17 protein-coding genes and 2 pseudogenes are annotated in these 22,511 nt (G+C 56.9%); 7 read left to right on the plus strand and 12 right to left on the minus strand.

Annotated elements, in window-relative coordinates; translation table 11 throughout:
* Positions 1 to 463: 463 nt before the first annotated feature.
* A complete protein-coding gene (locus DV706_RS17435) occupies positions 464 to 883 on the minus strand; it encodes a hypothetical protein (protein ID WP_240756887.1) in 420 nt (139 codons plus the stop codon).
* A 244-nt stretch (positions 884 to 1,127) separates the two neighbouring features.
* Between DV706_RS17435 and DV706_RS17440 the strand changes: the two genes are divergently transcribed.
* Positions 1,128 to 1,421, plus strand: a complete 294-nt coding sequence (locus DV706_RS17440; protein ID WP_049889882.1) for an amphi-Trp domain-containing protein — start codon at positions 1,128 to 1,130, stop codon at positions 1,419 to 1,421.
* On the opposite strand, the gene dpsA is transcribed toward DV706_RS17440, so the two are convergent.
* Together dpsA and thrC are read right to left on the minus strand one after the other, a co-directional pair.
* Positions 1,418 to 1,963 (minus strand): DNA starvation/stationary phase protection protein DpsA, encoded by a 546-nt coding sequence (dpsA, locus tag DV706_RS17445; RefSeq protein ID WP_006067000.1) that lies wholly within the window; start codon positions 1,961 to 1,963, stop codon positions 1,418 to 1,420. The two genes, DV706_RS17440 and dpsA, sit on opposite strands and share 4 nt — an antisense overlap.
* A gap of 143 nt (positions 1,964 to 2,106) precedes the next feature.
* The gene (gene thrC / locus DV706_RS17450; RefSeq protein WP_006066999.1) at positions 2,107 to 3,312 is read right to left on the minus strand and encodes a threonine synthase; all 1,206 of its coding nucleotides are present in this window, start codon (positions 3,310 to 3,312) and stop codon (positions 2,107 to 2,109) included.
* 1,976 nt (positions 3,313 to 5,288) lie between these two features.
* On the opposite strand from thrC, the gene DV706_RS17460 reads away from it, so the two are divergent.
* From DV706_RS17460 to DV706_RS17480, 5 genes are all read left to right on the plus strand, one after another.
* Complete coding sequence (locus tag DV706_RS17460) at positions 5,289 to 6,407, plus strand: amidohydrolase family protein (protein WP_006066998.1); 1,119 nt, start codon at positions 5,289 to 5,291, stop codon at positions 6,405 to 6,407.
* A 4-nt stretch (positions 6,408 to 6,411) separates the two neighbouring features.
* Positions 6,412 to 6,798, plus strand: a complete 387-nt coding sequence (locus DV706_RS17465) for a Rieske (2Fe-2S) protein (protein ID WP_006066997.1) — start codon at positions 6,412 to 6,414, stop codon at positions 6,796 to 6,798.
* A gap of 124 nt (positions 6,799 to 6,922) precedes the next feature.
* The gene (locus DV706_RS17470) at positions 6,923 to 7,339 is read left to right on the plus strand and encodes a hypothetical protein (protein ID WP_006066996.1); all 417 of its coding nucleotides are present in this window, start codon (positions 6,923 to 6,925) and stop codon (positions 7,337 to 7,339) included.
* A 162-nt stretch (positions 7,340 to 7,501) separates the two neighbouring features.
* The gene (locus DV706_RS17475; RefSeq protein ID WP_006066995.1) at positions 7,502 to 10,369 is read left to right on the plus strand and encodes an anaerobic glycerol-3-phosphate dehydrogenase subunit C; all 2,868 of its coding nucleotides are present in this window, start codon (positions 7,502 to 7,504) and stop codon (positions 10,367 to 10,369) included.
* A gap of 164 nt (positions 10,370 to 10,533) precedes the next feature.
* The gene (locus DV706_RS17480) at positions 10,534 to 10,965 is read left to right on the plus strand and encodes a universal stress protein (protein ID WP_006066994.1); all 432 of its coding nucleotides are present in this window, start codon (positions 10,534 to 10,536) and stop codon (positions 10,963 to 10,965) included.
* A gap of 188 nt (positions 10,966 to 11,153) precedes the next feature.
* On the opposite strand, the gene DV706_RS17485 is transcribed toward DV706_RS17480, so the two are convergent.
* The 9 genes and pseudogenes from DV706_RS17485 to DV706_RS17525 form a co-directional block, all read right to left on the minus strand.
* Entirely contained in the window at positions 11,154 to 13,199 is a 2,046-nt protein-coding gene (locus tag DV706_RS17485) for a TRAP transporter permease (protein ID WP_006066993.1), read from the minus strand.
* An 11-nt stretch (positions 13,200 to 13,210) separates the two neighbouring features.
* Positions 13,211 to 13,714 carry a DUF1850 domain-containing protein gene (locus DV706_RS17490; protein WP_006066992.1) on the minus strand — a complete coding sequence of 168 codons (504 nt, stop codon included), beginning with the start codon at positions 13,712 to 13,714 and terminating at the stop codon, positions 13,211 to 13,213.
* Between the two features lies 1 nt (position 13,715).
* Entirely contained in the window at positions 13,716 to 14,669 is a 954-nt protein-coding gene (locus DV706_RS17495) for a TAXI family TRAP transporter solute-binding subunit (protein ID WP_083902058.1), read from the minus strand.
* A gap of 585 nt (positions 14,670 to 15,254) precedes the next feature.
* Positions 15,255 to 16,487 carry a CaiB/BaiF CoA transferase family protein gene (locus DV706_RS17500; RefSeq protein WP_006066990.1) on the minus strand — a complete coding sequence of 411 codons (1,233 nt, stop codon included), beginning with the start codon at positions 16,485 to 16,487 and terminating at the stop codon, positions 15,255 to 15,257.
* Positions 16,488 to 16,496: 9 nt separating this feature from the next.
* Positions 16,497 to 17,660, minus strand: coding sequence for an acyl-CoA dehydrogenase family protein (locus DV706_RS17505; RefSeq protein WP_006066989.1), 1,164 nt, complete (start codon positions 17,658 to 17,660; stop codon positions 16,497 to 16,499).
* Positions 17,661 to 17,834: 174 nt separating this feature from the next.
* A complete protein-coding gene (locus DV706_RS17510) occupies positions 17,835 to 18,605 on the minus strand; it encodes an IclR family transcriptional regulator (protein ID WP_006066988.1) in 771 nt (256 codons plus the stop codon).
* 360 nt (positions 18,606 to 18,965) lie between these two features.
* Complete coding sequence (locus DV706_RS17515) at positions 18,966 to 19,751, minus strand: SDR family oxidoreductase (RefSeq protein ID WP_006066987.1); 786 nt, start codon at positions 19,749 to 19,751, stop codon at positions 18,966 to 18,968.
* Positions 19,752 to 19,800: 49 nt separating this feature from the next.
* A complete protein-coding gene (locus DV706_RS17520) occupies positions 19,801 to 20,592 on the minus strand; it encodes a hypothetical protein (RefSeq protein WP_006066986.1) in 792 nt (263 codons plus the stop codon).
* Between the two features lie 213 nt (positions 20,593 to 20,805).
* Positions 20,806 to 21,463: pseudogene (locus DV706_RS17525) on the minus strand (IS630 family transposase); the annotation flags it as partial.
* Positions 21,464 to 21,614: 151 nt separating this feature from the next.
* Here DV706_RS17525 and DV706_RS17530 point away from each other — a divergent pair.
* A pseudogene (locus DV706_RS17530) lies at positions 21,615 to 22,166 on the plus strand (nucleoside recognition domain-containing protein); the annotation flags it as partial.
* Between the last annotated feature and the right edge of the window lie 345 nt (positions 22,167 to 22,511).

Consider the following 22,511-nt stretch of genomic DNA (forward strand, 5'->3'; position numbering starts at 1 on the left):
TGAGTTCCCGTACACGTCGAATTTTTACACCCGTATGAATGTTATCCGGTTGGGTATAGACCACGAACATCCATCGAAATGAAACGATCGCGGTGGCGTCACATGGGAACAGCTGCAGCGCTGCGTGGAAGCGCTGAGCTAGAAGACGAGCCCCCCGGTCGGTCCAAACGCGAATGACGTAGAGACGTGCTCGTCACGGTGATCGAAGCGCATCATCAGCGCAGTGTCTCCCGCGCGTCGGAAGCCGATCCAGCCGTCAGCGTGCTCCAACCCGATGGGAAGAATCGAGTCTACAGGCGGAGCAGTCCGAATGCCCGGGGTCGGACGGGAATCGAAGATTTTCGTGATCAAGCGAACCCGAGGGGTCGCTGACCTCGCGTAAGCTTCGATCCCGCTCAGTGACGAGACGTTTCGCGTCTCGAACCACGTGACCCCGAGGCGGTTCACTGCCACGGTCGGTGATTCACGTCGATGGCGTCTCGCCCGAAGCGCCGGCAACGTCGATCCGACCAGCAACGTACACGAGACTCAACAGCATCAGGCCGACCCCAAGCGGCAACAGCCACGCGAACATGGTCAACAGGAGTCCACTCGCCTGGATGCCGAGCGCAATCAAGATGACGGGGCCACAACACACCGTTCCGGACAGCAACGCGGGCATCGACGCCAACAGACCGGACCCCGCGCCGATCCCGCAGGTCGCCGGCTGGACGACCGCGAGATAGGTCAGCCCAAGGTTGAGACCGACGAGCCCGGCGATCAAAAGCCCGATCGTCACGTTGACTGGCGACACCAGCACGCGAACGACACCGGTGTCGAGGAGTGCAACAGCCTCGAACGATGCCGGGCCAGCTCGGGTCAGCACGCCCTCCCGGACTGGCAAGACTCTCTGTCACTGTGGATTCCGTGTCTCAGCCGCTGCTAGCTCGTCAAATCACTGTCTGAACAAACAATGCTAGGCGGATTTCAGTGACCTCGTCACGCTTTTGCCGACTCTCTACAATCTGAATCGGCAACTACTGTAAAGTCGTGGGCTCTCTCCTGTTTTTTCTGTAGCCGGAGCATTAGTTCACACGTTGACGAACGACCCCAATCGACATACTCACCGACACCGTATGTACTGTTCCATGACCGATGCAGATACAAACTCAGACGAGCGGACGACGATCCGAACTGGTCGCGACTTTGAACAGGAGTACCGCCTCGACGCGAGCGAAGCCGGCTCCTTCCTGATCGCACTGGGTGAGCAGCTTCGTGACGGCGACGAACTGACGATCGAAACCGACGAATGGGAACTTCCGTTCGCCTTCGGCGAGCCCGTCGAACTCGAGATTGATTTCGAGGGCGTCGGCGAGCCATCGCTTGAGATCGAACTCGAGCTTCCGGGACGGACCGACGAGAAAGCGCCCGAGGTCCGCTAGTGGGTCGCCTCCTCGAGGACCAACGTGTCGTCCTCGAGGTAGTGTTCGATGTGGTGAGCGTGTTCTTCGATCGTTACGAGCTGTTCACGAAGCAGCTGTCCCGTCGCATGGTCGCCAAGCGACTCAGCGAGTTCGATATGGTCGCGGGTGCTCTCGATGATCTCGCCCATCATCTCGAGGTCGTTCTCGAGTGACGTGCGTACGTCATAAACGTCCTCGTCTTCGGGTTCGACCGTCGCGTTCTCGGCCAGTGTCGTCATACTCGCGTGTGGAACGCCGCCCAGTGCCTGGAGGCGTTCGGCGAGGGCGTCGGCAGCGTCCTCGACATCCTCGTAGACCTCCTGGAGGAAAACGTGAAGGTCGAGGAACTCCGCGCCTTCGACGTTCCAGTGATGTTTGTGGAGCTGGTGGTACAGTACATACGCGTCCGCAAGGTCGGTGTTCAGCGCGTCGATGATCTGTTCGGCCTTCTCGGGCTCGAGTCTCAGTGCGTTCTCTTCGACGGTGCCGGCCTTCTGACGGATGGTCTTTTGGGTGCTCATTACAGTTACCTCTATGTCTTTCACTCACTTATGTATTATCATTAATCCTATATTTTGGCACAACCCAAAGAAACATGCTTGCGGAGAGTGGAAAAATTTGAATACGAATCACAATTCGGATATCTGTGGCTGTTTATCCGTGTTCAACTCGAAAGAAGAGACGCGAGCTGTGAAGACAGTGCAGAACGAGAGAGCGTGTTCGTCTGAATAGAGACGCCACCGGTACCCATCTCTTTGAACCCGGTTCCAGTTGGCAGTAGGACGACTGTCTCGTCCTCGTCGATCTCACCGCGGCTGGTCAGTTGGCGCACTCCTGCAAGCGGTGTCGCCGATGCCGGCTCGACACAGAGCCCACCCCGCCGGGCAAACTGCCGCTGCGCTTGCCGGATGTCGGCGTCAGTAACAGAACACACTGCACCGCCGGTCTGTCTGACTGCGGTTAGCGCCCGGGTGCCGCTTGGTGGGTTAGGGTTCCCGATAGAGTGGGCGATCGTTTCCCCAACCGCCTCGGCTTCGAGTGCCGAAACCTCGTCCTGGTCAGCTATATAGGCGCGAGTAATGGGGTCCGAAGCAGCCGTCTGGACGAGGTAGAGTCGTGGTGGGGTGTCGATCACACCAGCGTTCTGGAACTCGAGTATCCCGCGCCAGATCCCGCTGGCGAACCCACCAGAGCTCGCTGGCAGCGCGATCGCGTCGGGAGTGTCAGGAGCCAGCGCTTCGTAGATTTCGAACAACGCAGTCTTGTAGCCGCGAATTCGTGCTGGAGCATCGCTAAGCAGAAACGAGATCGGCAGTTCGCGATTCAGGTCAAGAACATCATCATACAGCTTGCCGTACTCACCCTCGACTTGGATGATCGTCGGGTCGTACTGTGCAATTAGCTCCAGACGGCTGGTCGGAGTGTCCGTCGGGACGAGCACGACACAGTCAATGCCGAGACTCGCAGCGTGGGCAGCAGTGCTCATTGCCATGTTGCCGTACGAAACGGTCCCGACTGCGTCGATATCCTGTTGGAGCGCATGTGAGACCGCGACTGCGCTTCCGCGGTCCTTGTACGAGCCGGTCGGGTTTTCACCCTCGTCTTTAACGTAGACTCGACAGCCAGCGACCTGGTCAAGACGTGGGCTTCGAAGCAACGGCGTCCGTCCGGCAGCAGCGGCGATCCCCTCAGGGCGGAGGTCTGGAAGAGCCTCTGCGTACCGCCACAGTCCATTCATCTCTCGAGGGCTTGGAAGATCAAATCCTGCGAGATCATCATCGAACCAGAGCGGTTCGCCACACTCACAGCGAACCTGGTTGTCGTCCTGATATCTTCTGTTGCACCGATAGCAGACTGTTGACGTCCCCATAGCGAAACTGGTACTCGAATCGTAATATAACAAGCGCTGTCGATTTCAATCGAAAGGTACGGTCTAGTTTAGCACCTCCGCTAGAATCTATCCGTTGAGTGACTAGTGCGGTCATTGTGTATTTTAATAGTGCACGAACAGTTCAAGTTGGCATCTGACAATTGCCTGACTGTCCGCCCAAACTGTAGAAATAGTCAGCGCTCATCTTCAGGGTGTGAAACCACTTCTCGACTAGGCTTCGCTCGACTCTATCACGCTGATCACTCGATACAAACCAGGAGATTGCAGTCAGATAGCCATAGCTATTGACGAGGGACACGGTTTCGAGGAGATCGTGTTTTTTGATTACTTAATGTAGGAATGCAGCGGCTGAATCGGTGCCTCGTCGCCCGAACACTGCGACATCGAGCATGAGGTTTGAGTCGGATGGAATTGTAGTTTGAGCGCAAAACTATTCGCCGTTAATCTTGACAATAGTCTTACCAACTGCGACCCGCGAGGATTTTACCGTCCTCAGAACGCATCGCGTTCTGATGGGCCACACGAGAGTTCCGCTCGTTAACGTCGGTGGGTCTGGCACGCTATCAGCGAGCCGACACACCTACTTCAGATTGCTTGATGAGATCCTCTAACGCGTATCAAGCGACGATTCACTTGTGTCTCCGAATCGAACACACAGTCGAGTGGAGGTGAATGGCGAACACCCTGGCGAGCGTTGCCGTTCACTTACGCTCTCGAGAGCCAGCAAATCCCGTCACAAAAGAGTTGCTGAGCAGGACTGCGAGCATCATTTTAAACTAACTGCTCTGTAGGATCACTAGACTACGGCGACCTTGGAGCAATTGGTGCGGGTTAGTTGCGGTGTGACCTGGGCGAATATTTCCCTGGTGCTGACGGCTGGATGAACAGATTCCTGCAAAATCAAGAGACTGTGGTGGATTCCAGATACTAGTTCAGTGGTTGACTGTTCTCCGACGATGGTAGGCCGATCACAGCGGCGCCTAGCGATCCTACAGAACAAAACTAACTCCACGACCTACTCGTCGCTCAAACTGCCTAACTAGTGTTTTCGCTGCGTCCAGCACACAGCCACAGATGCACTTCGACACTATCGAAATAGAGACGTAATGGCTATTTGTGCCCTACCGACACTCTCGAGGCTGTACGTCCTGTCGAGACAAACCGTGGAGAGAAAGCCTCTGGATTTAACGGAGCTTTCCACCGGGAAACAGGCTGAAGAAGTGAGAAAGTGCCACAAACGACTTCGAGCGTTGGATTTCGTCAAAGACGAAATACAGTGAGAGACGAGACAATAAGTCGACACAGACAAACTGAGAGCACAAAACTGAGGAGGAAGTGTCTGAGACGCCAGAAGCGCTAGACAGAACGCCGTAAACGGGTGATCAACGGAACCACCTGCGGCCCCTGTTGGGCGTAGCTCGCAATTTTTTACAGTGATACAATTGTAAATCCCTGGCAGTCCCACGTTCTCCATCGAGCGTTTTATTTCGACAGCATCGAAATTTCTGAGGCGCGGGCATCACGAGCAGCAGTGTCTCGGTTCCAAAAAGCAGGCGTACTCGAGCAAGCGAGGAACACGTTCTTGATCGCCTCGGACTACACAGCAGCTACGCTCGTCCGCCGTGACTGAGCAGAGACAGCGGTGGCGACATTGAACGTATCCTATAGTAGCCACTGACCGTCAGTGCGTACACCCGATCGCACGACAGCTGTGCAATCGGTGTGCAACCAGTTTCTGTTGTTACTATAGAAACAGTCACTATCGGTATCGAACGGACAGGCTGATCGGATCCACGAGAAACGGATCGACTGACACTGGGTGTATGACTTGTTGCGGTCGAGCTTGTGCTCGACAGAACCAGTTGATCGAACAGCGGTGTCATTGCACCCACGCGAATCCCAACAGGGATTAAAAATGATAATAGTTATGTACCATGGGGGAAGACTGAGGACTGATGAGCTCTCAATCAACAGAGCCGGCTACTGTTCGGTCACTGGATGATCTGGACGTTATCGTCGACACAGACTTCCACCTGACGGAACGACAAGAAGACATCTTTCCGTATCTCGAGGACCCGTTCTACAGCCTGCTAAACAGCGAAGGAGACGGTGACGACTACGGCTATCTGGGTCGAGTGTACCCCGCACACGGGATGCTCTACTCGGTGACGGTCGGCAAGGCTGACTCGCCGACGGTTCGAACGTCGGAGGACATCCAGAAAGGGAAAGACCTCATCGAATGGGACAAAGCGATCGCAACCCCGACGCAGAATCTCTATCTCGGTGCTGTCCACCACGACGACCTCGCGGCCGCACTCGCGAAGGCGTACAACCGATGGCTGCTCGACAACATCATCGACACGGATGAGGGTGTCTACGGTGCTGCGATCGTTGCACCGCAGAAACCAGTCAAAGCTGCCGAGGAAGTCGACGATCTCGCCGACGAGTCGGGTATCGCCGCCGTCATGATCCCGAGTGGCTCGGTCGATCCAACTCTCGGCAACGAGGTCTACTACCCACTCTATGAGGCATGTGAGCGTGCTGGGCTGCCTATCATGATGCACAACGCAGCCGGGACGATGATGACCCGGTTCCCAACGCAGTGGCAGTCACTGAATCGAGCACTCCCCGTTCACGCCACCTCGCACAACATGATGCACCAGGTGAACCTCGCAGACATGCTGACCCAGGGTGTTCCTGTTCGGTTCCCTGACCTCGACTTCGTCATTCAGGAGTCCGGTCTCGGCTGGTATCCATACTTCATGCGACGGTTCGATCACGACTACATGGGAGCGAAGTTCGACGCCCCGATGCTGGAGAAGATGCCAAGTGAGTATCTCCGTGATCAGTTCTACGTGACGAGCCAGCCAGTCGAAGGTGCAGACGATCCCGAGTATCTCAACCAGATCATCCGCCTCTTTGGCGGCGAAGACAGTCTGATGTTCTCGTCGGACTATCCACACTTCGACTTCGACTACACCGATGCGCTGATGAAGATCATGCGCTCGGAGTTCAACGGCGACGAAATCAAGAACATCTACGGCGAAACCGCAGAGCAACTTTACCGATTCTAAGAACATGGCAACAAACACCGAACCACAGAACGCTGACGCTGAAAACCTACACCACGTGACGGCGGCAGACGACATCGAAGATGGAGAACGAGTCGTCGTCGATATCGAAGGTCGAGAGATCGCCGTCTTCTACTCGAACGACGAGTATCACGCCCTCTCGAACTACTGTACACATCAGGGCGGACCTGCCTGTGAGGGACTGCTGTCTGGAACGATCGACGTCGACGAAGACAACGAGTTGATCTGGGCGTGTGATGACGAAATCGTGGCCTGTCCATGGCATGGCTGGGAGTTCGATATCACGTCCGGGGAACACCTCGCAAGCGACGACTACCGTCTTCCGTCCTACGACGTCCACGTTATCGACGGCGACCTCTACGTCGAGTTCTGATGGCCATCGCACCCGGCGGTGGCGATCACGGCCAGCGACGGGTGTGGCCAGTTACCAACGTTTTTATGCGGAATACATACCAACGCGCCTGTAACGGATCTCGTCAGGACAATACACGTAATCAATGACAGAGACACCAGACGAACACGATCACGACGCTGTGGAACAACTCCGAGAACTGGAGCGAGCGCACTCGGGCGAGGAAATCGACGTCGACCAGCTTCCAGTGTGGTGGTCTGAGGCTATCGAAGAGTTCCAAGAACACGACCTGCCAGCCTATCGGCCACCGCGGTTCGCCGACGACGTCATCACCCCGCCAGTCGTCGACCGGTTGCAATCCGAGTACGACGCCGAGATTCGCTTCATGGGTGTTGGCGTCGAATACCGCGATTCCTGGGGCGTATACGTCGATGACGAGCAAATATTCACCGTCGGTCGTGAACGCGAACCCGCAGGATACACCCGTTATCAGGTGACAAGCGAGACGTTCGAACAGAACGTTCGAAACCACTTTGCAGACACAGGAGATGACACCACGTGAGTACGCGACATCCGAATCATAACCGGTCAGAGAACAGTATCGCGCTCTCGAGTCGTCTGACTCGCAGGAACGGCTGGGCAGGACACGGTCCAGTCACGGTTGAGTTCAGACCAAACGCCAGAGCGCAGACGAGTGCCAACCAGTACCCGACCATCGCTACTCATGAGTACTGAGATCCCCCACTCTACGGCACCGTCGCTCAGCGAAACGCTCGACGGCGAGATTGACTTCGGCGAAACCACGCGCACCCTCTACTCGACCGATGCCAGTATCTATCAGCAACGACCTGCAGGTGTCGCCTTCCCTCGAACCCGCGACGACGTCCAGCGAGTCGTCGACTTCGCTCGCCAACAGGGCACAAGCGTCACGGCCCGTGGTGCAGGCTCGAGTCTGACTGGCAACGCCATCGGCGAGGGGATCGTCCTGGACTGTTCACGACACATGGACGAGATCATCGATGTCGATCCCGACGCGAAGACGGTGACCGTCCAGCCAGGTGTCGTTCTCGACGAGTTGAACGATGTCCTCGAAGCAGACGGCCTTTATTTTGCCCCCGATCCATCGACCTCGAGTACGTGTACCATCGGCGGAATGATCGCCAACAACGCTGCAGGTCCGCATTCGGTCAAACATGGGACGACTCGAGCGTACGTTCAGCGACTCGAATGTGTGCTTGCAGACGGTACGCTCGTCGAGTTCCACCGGCGAAACGGCGCGGAACTCGAGACGGTCTGTGAACACGACGACCGGGCCGGAGCGGTTCATCGCGTGGTTCGCAGGCTCGCACGCGAGCGTGCCGAGGAAATCGAGACGCAGTATCCGGACGTCGACCGAAACTCCAGTGGGTACGATCTCGAGACGAGCGTCGCACCGGATGGGTCGTGGGTCGATCTCTCACGACTCGTCTCCGGAAGCGAGGGGACGCTTGCGATTATCACCGAAGCGACGCTACAGCTGACCGGCCGTCCCGAGACGCGTGCCGTCTCGCTCGTCTTCTACGACGATCTGATCGCCGCTGCCGACGCTGTAACTAGCGTTCTCGAGACAGACCCGAGTGCAGTCGAGCTCATCGACGATGCCGTCCTTGGCTACGCTCGAGACGCCTGGGGATTCGATCTCGTGCCCGAGAACGCCGAGGCCGCGCTCCTGCTGGAAATCGAGACCAACCATGCAGACCAGCGTGACGATCTCGAGACGGTCGTATCGGCTGCTCAGACAAACGGAACGATCGACGTCGAACGGGCGTTCGACGAGGAGGAGATGGCCGATCTCTGGAAGGTACGGAAAGCCTCCAATCCGCTTTTGAACCGACAGCCTGGCGACGAGCAGGCGCTCTCGTTCATCGAAGATGCGGCAGTCCCACCCGCTCGTCTCCCGACGTATCTCGAGCGTGTTGGTGATGTGCTCCGAGAACACGACCTCCAGGCGAGCGTCTTCGGTCACGCCGGACAGGGTGTGCTCCACATCAAGCCGTTCCTGAATCTGAAGACGGAACACGACCGTGAGCGACTCCGATCCGTTTCGGAAGCGGTCCACGAGATCGTCCTCGAGGTCGGCGGCTCCGTCTCTGGGGAACACGGTGATGGACGACTTCGGTCCGAGCATCTCCCAGCGATGTACGGTGACGAACTCTACAGCGCGTTCTGCGAAATCAAACACACCTTCGACCCTGACGACGTGTTCAATCCGGCGAAGGTCGTCCCTGCCTCGGATGGTGACCTCGCGAAAGTCGACGAAAACCTTCGGTATGAGGGATACGATCCGGAGACCGTCGATACGGCACTCGATTTCAGTGCCGAAGAAGGGTTTGGATCGCTCGTCGAGCAGTGCAATGGCTGTTCGAAGTGTCGCACATCGGACGGCGGCGTCATGTGTCCGACGTTCCGTGGGACAGACGACGAGGTTGCCAGCACGCGCGGGCGGGCGAATATGCTCAGAGCCGCGATAAACGGCGACCTCGATGAGAAGACGCTCACGAGCGATCACTTCCAAGAGGAGGTGCTCGATCTGTGTATCTCCTGTAAAGCCTGCGAGACGGAGTGTCCGACCGGCGTCGATATGGCCAAACTGAAAACGGAGGCGAAACACCAACAGCACCAGAGGAGCGGCGTTCCGCTTCGTGCACGGCTGTTCGGAAACGTCCGCACGCTCAACCGCCTTGGGTCGACGTTTTCGCCGGTCGCAAATCGTCTCAAAGAGTTCGGCCCAGGCCGTCGCGTTGCCGAGGCCGTTCTCGGAATCGATCGACGACGGACGCTGCCGGAGTTTGCGGCCGAGCCCTTCCCCGACTGGTTCGCCGCTCACGAGCCACACCCAAACGCCGGCGAGAACGGCACGGTTGCGCTCTTTCCGGACTGCTATATGGGGTACAACCACCCAGCGGTTGGGAAAGCGTCCGTTCAACTCCTCGAGTCACTTGGCTACGCCGTCGAAGTCCCTGATGTGGCCTGTTGTGGGCGAGCGCCGCTCTCACAGGGACTCGTCGAGAAAGCCCGCGGCTATGCACGACAGAACGTCGAAACACTTGCCGAGTACGCCGAACGAGAGGTGCCGATCATCGGCGTCGAACCCTCCTGCGTGAGCGCGTTCAAAGAGTACGACGACCTGCTCGAGGACACAGTCAACATCCCTTCGATGACGGCGACCGTTCCGGCATTCCTCGTCGAGCGCATCCGTGCCGGCGAAATCGATCTCCCTGACGACGGAAACGACACGGTCGCGTTCCACGGACACTGTCACTCGAAGGCCAAAGGCTGGGACAGTGTCCCAGTCGAACTGCTCCGTGAAGCCGGCTACGACGTCCAACCGCTCGATACGACCTGCTGTGGCATGGCTGGCGCCTTTGGCTACGAGACCGAACACTACGAGGTCTCGATGGCGATCGGTGACGACCTCGAGTCGAAGATCAACGCTACAGAGGCAGACGTCATCGTCACGACCGGCGCCTCCTGTAGTCAACAGCTCGCAGACAGGGACATCGAGACCCAACACCCACTCGAGTTGCTCGCAGCGCTCAGCGAAGAGGAGTGAGCCAACGGGTCTGACAGCTCTGTACCAGACTATAGACGGCCCGTCACGCCGATCGGGAGCATCTTTTTTACTGTGATCGAATTTGGAGACACGGTTGCGCCGTGTCTTGGTAGCGACCAGGTAGCTGACATAAAAGTTAACCGCCCCGGTACCAGTTGGGAGATATGGCCATTGTCGCCGCAATTGATCAGTCAGAAGAGGTACAGCACATAATCAACGAAGGCCTCGAGTTAGCTGCTGCGTTCGACGATTCATTACACATCGTCCACGCAGTCGACTCCACGGAGTTTGCGGAAGCACAGCGCGAACACGTGTCCGAGTCCGCGGATGAAGAGGGGGTGTTGAGCCGCCAGCAGTTCGCCGAAGATCGGCTGCAGGGACTGGTAGAAGACGCAGACGAAAGCGTTGAGATTGCCGGACTCGAGGGTGAGCCTGCCGAATCGATCGTCGAGTACGCGGACGAGCACGACGCACGGTATGTCGTGCTCGGCGCTCGGCAACGGTCGCCAGTCGGAAAGGCACTCTTCGGAAGCGTCGCCCAGTCCGTGATTCTCTCACTGGACCGTCCAGCAGTGATCGTCCAGGCCGACGACTGATACTCTCGAGAGGGTATATTTCTGACGAGCGAGCCGGTCGAACGGCTTCGCTGACAGCGGTTTGCAGTATCCTGTTGATCTCGTTCGAGAATCCGCTTTTCGAGCGAAAACGAGGGTCGTTCGTGCTGTCACGGAGTTCGGCAGAAATCTCGAGCAACAGACTCGAGTCGAAAAGACAGACGTGGGAGCTACCGGCTTGTCGCAGATGCGAACGGAAGGTTACCGTTGACTGCCACGTACTGCCGGAGGAACGTCACGAGGAACACCGTCAGTGCAATCACGTCCGTAAGAAGCCCGGGCATCAGCAGTCCGAGTGCAGCGGCAAACAACACCAGGCGCTCGGGAGTCGATGCATCAGTGACGAGATACGCTTGCGTCGACGCCGACAGCGCGATCACGCCAATGATGGCGCTTGTCGCTGCGAGTGCGATGTCGGCCGTACTGCCGATAAGGATCAGTTCGGGTCCGTAGACGAACATAAACGGAATAAGGAAGCCAGCAAGTGCAATCCCCATCGCGGTCGCACCCGTCTTCCACGGATCGGACTCTGCAATGCTGGACGCCGTGAAGACTGCGAGCATGATCGGTGGCGTGATGGCGCTGATGATCGCAAAGTAGAAGATAAACAGATGCGCTGCGAGGAGTTCGACGCCAAGATTAGTCAACGCAGGTGCGCCGAGGGCTGCCACGACGACGTACGCAGCCGTCGTCGGCAGACCCATTCCGAGGATGATGGCGGTCACCATCGTTAACAACAGCCCGATGATGAGCACCCCACCGGAGACACTCGAGACGATCGCACTGAACTGCAGACCGAGTCCGGTAAGCGTGACGACACCGACGACGATCCCAGCCGTTGCACACGCTGCTGCAACGATCAGTGTCATCCGAATACCGCGGTCAAACGCGTTGACGGCGGCGGTACCGTATGCCGTAGCGAGTGATGTTGCCGTCGACCAGTCCCCGTTTTTTATCGCCAAAAGGAACTGTTTCACTCCTGCAATCGGCGTTGCGACGACGACCGTAATCAGAATCGCGAGAAAACCAGCGTACATCGCTGTATATCCCGCTGCAAGGAGATACACGAGCCCGATTATCGGGAGCGTAAAGTGGGCACCGTCACGAAGCAACTGTTTCGAATTGGGGAGCTGATCAGCTGGCAGCCCCTCGTAGCCTCGCTTTTTCGAGCGGAAATGAACTGCAGTGCCGACAGCAAGGAAATACAAGAGCGCAGGGATAACGGCTGCAGCGATGATCTCGACGTAGGAGATGCCAGTCCAGACAGCCATAATGAACGCACCGGCACCCATCACCGGCGGCATAATCTGTCCGCCACTACTCGCTGAAGATTCCACGGCAGCTGCATAATGATCGTCGAACCCGGTTCGTTTCATCAACGGGATTGTGAACGCGCCGGTGGTTGCGGTGTTCGCGACAGCACTCCCGTTGAGACTCGCCATAAATCCGCTCGCGATCACCGATGTCTTGGCTGGCCCACCAGATAGCCGGCCTGTAAAGCCGTATGCGACGTCGATAAACCAGTCACCGATCCCACTCACCTCGAGGAACGCCCCGAAGATGATGAACAACACGACGAACGTCGCACTCACGCCAAGCGGGATGCCGAAAATACCCTCGGTGGAAAGATACAGGTGGGAGATTATCCGTTCGTATCCGTAGCCACGATGGGCGAACATTCCAGGCATCATCGGGCCGAACACTGCGTAGGCGAGGAACGCACCACCGATCGTCGGCAGGATAATACCTGTCGTTCGGCGTGTCATCTCCAGTACGATCAGAATGGTCAACGCACCAAAGACGAGGTCCAGAGTCAGTGGTTGCCCCGCGCGTTGAGAGAGCGTCCCGTACTGTATTGCGTACGTGAGATACAGCACGCTCGGTATCGTTACTGCGACCAGAATCCAGTCATACCACGGCACGCTGTCCGATGGTTCGCCAGTGTGGGCCTCATACCAGATAAACACGAGCGTCGCCGTGAAAGCGAGGTGTATTGGTCGGTTGACGAACGCCCCTGGCACGCCAAAACCTGCAGTGAGCGTGTGATAGAGGCCGAGTGAAACCGCGATTGCAACTGCTAACAACCGAAGCCGACCACCGATCGAGCGTTTCGCTGTTCCACTCAGATAGCTCCCCTTCTGATCGGGTGTTACCTCCGCTTCAAGACTCAATCCATCGTCGTCCGCGTCCCCGCGTGTCTGTTGATTCGTGGTCATAAACAGTCAGTTTAAATTCGTGATTGTACTTCGTACGTGAGATACTCGAGATACGTGACGTTCTCTGCAGAGATCGTCATCGTTTCCCAGGGCTCAGTATACGTCTGCAGCGATCGGTTCTCATCGGCGATGAGTAGCCGTTGCTCGGTCGTTGCCGCCGTCCGAACGGAGAAACTGCCGATCTCGCGGTCGACATCGGCAACTGTCCATCCATCTACCTGCCGTGTTTCGCGTTCGAACTCGAGTCCGGCAGCATAGTAGTCGTACTCCTCTCGCACCTGGACGATTGAGGTCTCGTCGACGGTGTACACTTCCCGGATCTGTGTCTTCTCCGAGGAGTGGACGTACTCGATCGAGAACTCTTCGCCGTCATCGATCGGATACACCGCACGTGTCTCACCGGACTGACCGTGTTCGACGTGGACGACTGTACCAGCAGGTACCGTCGCAAGCACGATGCAGACGACGAGTGCGAGAGCGGATATCAGTGCGACAGCAACGCGAGCAGATGCCATCCTAGAGGTTGTCGTCGAAGTAGTCCGCAGCGCCAGGATGAAGCTCAATCGGACCATCGTATACGGACTCCTCGAACTGTCCGGCGACTTGATGGATTTCCTCGAGGTCATCGAGGTTCGTGAAGATCGCCTCGACGATGTCATAGAGCAGTTCATCATCCATATCTTCGTGGACGATCATCGTGTTGGTCACGCCAGGGTTGGCGATATCCTCGTCCTGGTCTGGATACGTCCCGGCAGGGATTTCTGCAACCGAGTAGTACGGCAGTTCTTCGGTGATCTCCTCGAGATCGTCTTCTGGGAAGTCAAGCAGTCGGACATCTCGCTGTGAGGCGAGTTCTTCGATCGACGACGCTGGATAAGCAACGCTCCAGAATCCAGCATCGATGTTGCCGTCTTGCAGCGCACCGGACGTCTCCGAAAACGAAAGCCGCTCGGCGTCGATGTCGTCGAAACTCAGTCCGTACCAGTCAAGCAGTTCTTCAGCAATCACTTCGGTCCCGCTCCCGGGGGCGCCAACGCTTACGTCTTGCCCTTCGAGATCGTCCAGTGTCTCGACATCTGAGTCCTCCGGAACAACCACCTGTGTGTGATTGATGTATGCACCAAACGCCGACTTGAGTGGTACCTCCTCGTCGAAGTCACCCTCACCGTTTGCAGCCAGCTGGACCGTGTTTCCAAGTGCCAGCGCCATATCCATCTCGTCGTCTCCGACAAGCCTGGAGTTCTCAGCACTTGCACCCGTCGATTCGGCTGTCGCATCGACGTCCAGTTCCTGGTTCAGAATGTCTGCCATTCCTCCCCCAAGTGGGTAGTAGACACCACCAGTGCCACCAGTACCGATCGTCAAGAACTGCTGCTCACCCCCGAGACAGCCTGCAATCCCAGTTGCTGCACCGATAGCCGCCGTACTTTTCAAAACACGCCGTCTACTAACACGGTTATCGTTATACATAGACAACTGTGGAAATACAATGCAATTATAAATAATTTCCGAAGGAGTATTCAAAAGGCAGTTATATTAGACATTGTTTTATTGGAATGAATTTAGATACCATAAATTCGCTTGCTATTAGAGACAGTTATATGAGAAGCTAACAAAATGTGCGATCGAATGGTGTTCGATCACACAGTGTTATCTCCGATAGCGACCCAGAATGAACACGGATGTATGAATAACGTTGCACGGAGGGTGCAATCTACTGAACAATAGTGAACAATAGTTCGCATGACAGCTCACTTCTGTCGTGGCATCCGATTCAGCACAAGCACCACCTGCATGGCCGCACGCACCATGGGTGACCACTTTCGATATGATCGAATAGTAACTTTCAACGCACCACTCGAAAGTATACTCGAGAGCGGAGAGGTCACGTCGCTGCACATCGCCTTCGAGGGCACGGCCAAATGAGGTCGTGCTATGGGCACATAGTGACTGAAACGCTCTCGAAAGCAGGCCCCGTGGCATCCGCCTCAACCACTCAGTGAAGGCCCTCAGCAGGAGCCTCGATACAGCCACCGCCGGTCGCGGATCGCTGTGTCAGACGATTCCGTCGGCTTTCAGCTGCTCAATTTCGCGCTCCGAGTAGCCAAGTTCGGCAAGTAGCGTTTCCGTATGTTCACCGAGTTCGGGCGGATGGCTACGGATCGTCGACGGCGTTCTCGAGAGGTTCATCGGACTGCCTGCCATGTCGATCGTGCCGACAGTCGGATGCGTGACCTGTTGGTGCATGCCGCGGGCTTCGACCTGTGGATGGTCGAAGACGTCTTCCATATCCGAGACCGCGCGAGCCGGCACGTCGTTGTCCTCGAGCAACGCGACGAGAGCGTCCGTCTGGTAGTCAGCGAGTTCCGCCTCGAGAATCTCCTCGAGTGTGTTTCGATGTTCGACCCGATCAGTGTTCGTCTCGAAGCGGTCGTCCTCGAGCAGGTCGTCACGATCGAGTGCCAGACAGAGGTTTCGCCAGAGTTTTTCTGAGGCAGCCGCCACGACGACGTACCCGTCTCGGGTTGGGAACGCCTGGTACGGAACGATCGTCGGGTGTCTGCTTCCCATTCGACCAGGTGACTCACCTGTCGCAAAGTAGTAACTAGCCATGTAGGACATCCAGGCGACCTGTCCATCGAAGAGGCTGACGTCGACTTTCTGGCCACCACCCTGGAGTTCTCGGTGGAACAACGCAGCGAGAATCGCCTGTGTGGCATACATCCCAGCGCCGATATCAGCGATTGCGACACCGACTCGAACGGGTGCGCCGTCCGCTTCGCCGGTGATACTCATCAACCCACCCTCTGCCTGCATGATCAGGTCGTAGGCAGGTTTCTCGGCGTATGGACCCCACTCACCGTAGCCGGAAAGCGAGCAGTACACCAGCTCTGGGTTTTCCTCGGCAAGATCTTCGTAACCGAGCCCCCACTCCTCGAGTGTCCCAACCCGGAAGTTCTCGACGAAGACATCAGCGTCGCTCACGAGTTCGCGCAGGAGTTCGCGTCCGTGTTCCTCCTTGAGGTTGAGCGTGACTGAGCGCTTGTTCCGGTTGACGCTAGCGTAGTAGGCACTTACCCCGTCACCGTCAGGACCATCGAACTGAGGTGGATACCACCCACGGGTCTGGTCGCCAACGTCCGGTCGTTCGACTTTGATTACGTCGGCACCCAGATCAGCCAACTGCATCGTACAGAACGGGCCAACCAGAACTCGAGACGCGTCGACGACGGTGATCCCGTCTAGCGGGCCGTTCTCTTCGTCTGGCTTCTGTGCTTCTCCAACCATTCTCAGGCCTCACTCATAGGCCGGAATGCCGGTGAGATGCTCACCGATGATCAGCGTGTGGATGTCGTGTGTCCCTTCGTAGGTGTACACAGTTTCGAGGTTTGCCATGTGGCGCATTGGCGAGTAGTCACTCGTAATGCCGTTACCACCGAGCATCTCGCGAGCGACTTTCGACTGTTCGCGGGCCATTCGAACGTTGTTCCGCTTTGCCATCGAGATATGCTGTGGCTGGAGGTCGCCTCGCTCTTTGAGGTCGGCCAAACGATGGGCAAGCAACTGGGCGAGGGTGATCTGAGTCGCCATCTCCGCGAGTTTCTGCTGTTGAAGCTGGAATCGACCAATCGGGCCACCGAACTGCTCGCGATCTTTCGCATACTGGAGTGCCGTCTCGAAACAGTCTCGAGCAGCGCCGATCACACCCCAGGCGATACCGTAGCGAGCCTGGGAGAGACAGGAGAGTGGTCCTTTCATTCCTTCGACGCCGGGCAGGACGTTCTCCTCGGGAACGTGGACATCGTTCAGCCCGATTTCGCCGGTGATAGATGCTCGAAGCGAGAGTTTCTCGGTGATCTTGTTCGTGCTGACGCCGTCGCGGTCAGTCTCGACCAGGAACCCTCGTACAGGGTTGTCCTCGCTCGAACGATCACGCGCCCAGACGATCGCGACGTCGGCGATCGGTGAGTTCGTGATCCACGTCTTCGAGCCATTCAGGACGTAGCCGTCGGCGTCGCGTTCGGCGTACGTTTCCATCGCCGTCGGGTTCGAGCCGTGTTCAGGCTCAGTGAGGCCGAAACAGCCGACTGCTTCGCCGGCCCCGAGTTTTGGGAGCCACTCTTCTTTCTGCTCCTCGCTGCCGTAGGCGTGGATTGGATACATGACGAGTGCACCCTGGACCGACGCCATCGAACGCAGGCCAGAGTCACAGGCCTCGAGTTCCTGCATCAACAGCCCGTAGGCCGTCTCGGAGACGTTCGGTGAGCCGTACCCCTCGAGATTAGGTGCGTAAAATCCCATCTCGCCCATCTCGGGGATTAGCTCTGTCGGGAACGTTCCTTCCTCATAGTGTTCGGCAATGTTCGGACGGACACGCTCGTCGACGAACTCCTGTGCAGTCTCGCGAATAAGTTGTTCTTCTGGATCCAGATCAGCCTCTAAATCGACGTAATCGAGCATCACATTGTAAGGTATAGACGGTAGTGTAATAACCCTTTATATCAAAATGCTTTCATCCGGGCGGTATTTCGAGAGGCTCAGTAGACGGGAGCAGAGCGTCTCAGAGAAAGATCGTCAATTAATATTGATATTTAATGATTCAAGTTGGCAACTCCCGTTCACAACACGAAGAGATCAGGCATACGTGAGCTTGAGTTCAATCTCGTTTACCGCTCCAAGAAGGAGATCAGAGATTTCGTCCCTAAAGTATTCGCCAGTCAATCGCTTGGCTGGTCCCGCAACGGAAACCGCTCCATAGGGGCGTCCATCGACGACGATCGGTGCACCGATTGCACGGATCTGCTCGTGTGACTCGCGATCGTTAAACGAAACGCCCCGTTCGCGGATCGTCTCGAGTTCTTGGAGTAGCTGATCACGTGATGTGATCGTCTGTTCAGTAGCGACGGGGAGGCCAGACGAGTCCAGGATCTGTGTCACTCGTTCGTCGGGCAGGTGTGCGAGGATTGCCTTGCCAGCAGAAAGGGTATGTAACGACTTGCGTTTCCCGACCCAGGAGTTCGTCGGGACGCCGCGTTCGCCAGTGAGTCGCTCGATATACACTGCACGGTCGTACTCCTCAACGACGAGATTCACTGCTTCGTCAGTTTCGGCAACCAGTTGCTGTAATGCTGGCTGTGAGACCTCGATCAGTTGCTGGTAATACTCCTTCGCCCGTTTGCCATGGTTGAGGAATTTTAGCCCCAAATAGTATCCGTCAGCTCTCTCGATAACGTACTCCTGATCTTGGAGCGTCGAGAGATGCTCGTGTGCGGTACTGTTGGCAATACCAACCGAATCAGCGATTTCTGTCAACCGAGCAGGCTGTTGGTCGTGCAGCACTTCGATGATCTCGAAAGCGGTCTCTGCTGCTTTGATCCCCCCGTTCTCGCTTGACCCAGATGGCATTTCTATACCAACAAACAAACAATTATCACATATTTCTTTCTATAACGACCAGAACGTCTGCCCCCACACCTCCTATTTTGTAAATTGGAACGGCGAGCTATTATCAATTTTAGTATATGTTAAATTCCATAGTGTGTAAACAACGAGGAACGTGATGTTTCACCCTCACTGTGTACGGGGCTTCGACCTCGAGTTCAGTACTGTCCCGTCCAGCCATCAACAGGTCCGTACGATGATCACGAAGTTCGGTGATAGCAGAATCGAAACGGTGTGCCAGCAAAAGACGGGTCGATCTTCCGATTGCCTAGTGAGACGGGGAGCCGAGTTCGAGTAGTTCGACACCGTCGAAATCGATAGGCATCACAGGTTCGCTCCTGTGGAGCCGCCGTCGATCAGAATGCTCTCCCCGTTGATGAATCCCGATACCGGTGATGAAAGAAACGCGACAGTGTTCCCCAGTTCCATCGGATCGCCGATCCGCTCGAGGGGATTGCTCGCCCAGTCCTCGAGTCCCGCGTCATAGGAGTCATACTCGCCGCGATCGACCGCCTGTTCAACGAGTTGCTCGATCCGTTCGGTCTCGTGTGGGCCAGGGAGCACAGCGTTCGCTCGTATTTCAGGGGCGAACTCTTGGGAGAGCGTCTTCTCGAGTCCGATAACACTCATCCGCACAGAGTTCGACAAGACGAGACTGTCGATCGACTCCTTGACGCTTCTCGACGTGATATTCACGATCGTTCCGTCGCCCTCGCGAAGATACGGTTCAGCCTCTCGTGCCAACCGCACAACGCTCATCACGAGTAGATCATACGCCTCATACCAGTCCTCGTCGTCGGTCTCGAGAAACGGTCCGGAAGGTGGTCCGCCGGCGCTCGTCACGAGATGGTCGATGCCACCGAACTCGTCGACGGTCGTCTCGACTAACGCCTCAATGTCGGCTTCGTTCGTGAGGTCGGCCGATTTAGCGACGACAGTTCCGGTGGCAACGTCTTCGATCTCCGCTTTTGCTGTCTCCAGCCGAGCCTCGTCGCGTCCGTTGATGACGACGTTCGCACCTTCTCGAGCGAGTGCCTTTGCCGATGCTTTGCCAAGGCCACTCGAGGACGCCGTGACCAGCGCTGTATTACCGGTAATCTGTAACTCCATTTCGGTCGTGGTTCTCGATGATCGATCCAAAAGGTTGGTGTTGCGGCAATCAATCCTCCTGTCGGAGTTCGTCGTCCCGAGACCACTTATCCGCCGGATCGACTGGCCTGACAGCGCGGGCCAGTTCCTCCTCGGTGTACTCGCGGTCCTCGAGTTGCATGCTCTGGAGGCGCCACTGGCGACTCAGTTCCGGCTCACCGTCAGGACCGACTCGTGCCCCGTGGGTTCTGAAGAAGGCCCCATCTCGGCCGAGTCGCGTTCCCTCGTAGGTATGTTGGTCGAACGCAACATCGTACTTTCCATCGGGCTCGAGTTCGTCGGCGGGATGCTCATAGCGCGGCTCACGGCCCTCTTCACGTGCACTCGCGCGCTCGTCGGAAAGTTCGCTGAAGAAATCGTCTGCGTGTGCAGACTCTCGAGATGACGGTGCTCGAGCAGCCGCAAGCGCAGCGTGAACTGCACAGAGACGTCCGCGCCAGGAGTCTTCCGACCAGCGCTCGCGAGCCAGTTCCTCATAGCGACTCACTACGAGCGCAACGTCGTGACCAGCGCGCAGGTCTTCAACGACGTAGAGATTGATGCGATCCCAGAAGTTCCACGCATATCCCGACCGAACCAGCTCCCACGCAGCCCATGCCGCAGTCTCCTCATCCGACCGGCGAACCGCCTTCTGGAGCAGGCTGGAAACGGTATATCGGTTCACCCCTGATTTCGTCTCGTTTTCCGCAAGTTCGTCGCCAAAGTCGGTACAAGCGGCCTCTGAACTGTCGTCCGTGTCGTCAGACTCGTCTGTCTGGAGCTCACCGCCGGAGCCGAACCGTGCCTGTTTTCGATCGTCCATACGCACACTGTCGGCCGGAGCGATTTCACAGTTTTGTGGTCAAACGGGCCCAGCAATGGTTCGGGCGGAAAAGAACGTCAAAAGTCGACCCCTTGCTCTCGGAGACTCTCCGCTGATCATCGGGATTGTATAGTCCTGATATGAGAGTCGTCTCGCGTGCATCGAGTTTCGCTCACCACCCAGTACCATGATCAATTCATATCCGAAATATTAGCATAACTTAAAGGTGAAATGTTTTGCGTGCTCGGCGGTGGCAGACTCTTCGAATCGAGAGAAGAAGCGATCGCCGTTTTCGGTGATCACGCCTAACGGACACGTCCAGTCGCGTTGACCAGATAATTCGACAGCTGGCTGCGTACCGCGGGGAAACCACGCGGCACGCGGCTCAGCTTGCACTGATCTCTTGATTTGAACGATATAGACTACTGTGGCGTCCGTCTCCCGCTATTCTTGAGTTATTCATGAAACGTTTCTTAGTCGGTAGCATCAGATTCAGCGGCTGTACGGCGTGGTTTTTAATAGCCCAATCCCGCTTCTTTAGGCGGCCGCCGACAACCTGGGATTGAGTACTCGATGTCGTACGTTTCCTCCAGATACTGCTGGACGAGCGCCGGTGTCCATGCCGGCGCGTCGAACCCGACTTCCGCAGGAGATTCGTGGACAGTTTCTTCGAGTACTTTTTGATTATTTCCTGAGGGCTTTCTGTTACACCCAGATGAGTGATATCAGTAACAGCCTGCTCACGCGGCTCGTCAGCGTCGAGTCGCTTGAGCCAACTACAGATTGTCTGTCGCTGAACGCCGTACCACTCGGCTAGTTCAGACTGGTTGACATTCTCCCGTGCCTGAAGACGGGGGTATTCTCCTTGTGTTTTATATTGCTCTCCGACAACCAATCTATGCCTTGTCCGACGACTCTTGAACAGGCTATACAGTCTTTTTCGCACCTGTTTTCGAGGGGATACACTCGACACCCAGGGTGGCGACGATATTTCTTTTTGTTTAGTCAGGTGCTAATATTAATTGGTTCTCACCGCGACCACGCTCATCTACGTCGCTGCGATCGCTCCCCCAGCGGCCCGCCAGTCGTCGACGGTGATCGATCGACGGACGTTCCTCCAGTGGCCAGCTCCGAAAGCTGTCGCTCGAGAGGCCTGGAGCGCGTTGCGTGAGTTCTTCGTCAAGGCGTTGCCGGTCTTCGTGCTCATCACGTTCGTCGCGGCGGTGCTCGATCGGGTCGGCATCATCGACGCTATGGGATCGGTCCTCGGACCACTGATGAACCTGTTCAACTTGCCCGCCGACGCCGCACTGACCGTGGTGCTCGCATCGATCCGAAAGGACGGCATCGCCTTGCTGACGGCTGACGGTGGTGTTGCCGCGACGCTCTCACCGGTACAGGTACTCGTCGTGGTGTATCTGGCTGGCGTGTTGTTGCCATGCCTTGTGACGGCGTTCACCGTCGCCCGTGAGGTATCGATGCGGTGGGCACTCACGATGATGGCCAGACAGGCTGGCGCTGCGATCGGATTCGCAATCGTGATTGCGTGGAGTGGAACGCTGCTGTTCGGGTGACTTCCTCATCCGTCGTGAACGGCAGGATTCTCTCGCTGTTTAAGGATAGGAGAACACGCGTATACCGGACGTCAGCCGTTTCGATCGATCGTCGTCACGCGCAAACCGTGCCAGAGTCGGGGGCGTCAATTCCGAACGCCGCTATTTCCTCGGCAATCGACGGGGGAATCCGACACACGGAGTTCGCAGTTGGGTAATCGAGCACGACGCCGTCAATCGAGATCCTGACCAATTTGCTCTCCGCGTTTCGAGCGGCAATCGTGAACTCGAATGAGCGCCCCCGTTCGTCGACTGCGTGTATCCAGAGCTTCGAGAGTCCGTTCGCGTTCTGCCAGCACGATCGAT

The organism is Natronorubrum bangense, from assembly GCF_004799645.1.
In the GTDB taxonomy this organism is placed as follows: Archaea; Halobacteriota; Halobacteria; order Halobacteriales; family Natrialbaceae; genus Natronorubrum; species Natronorubrum bangense.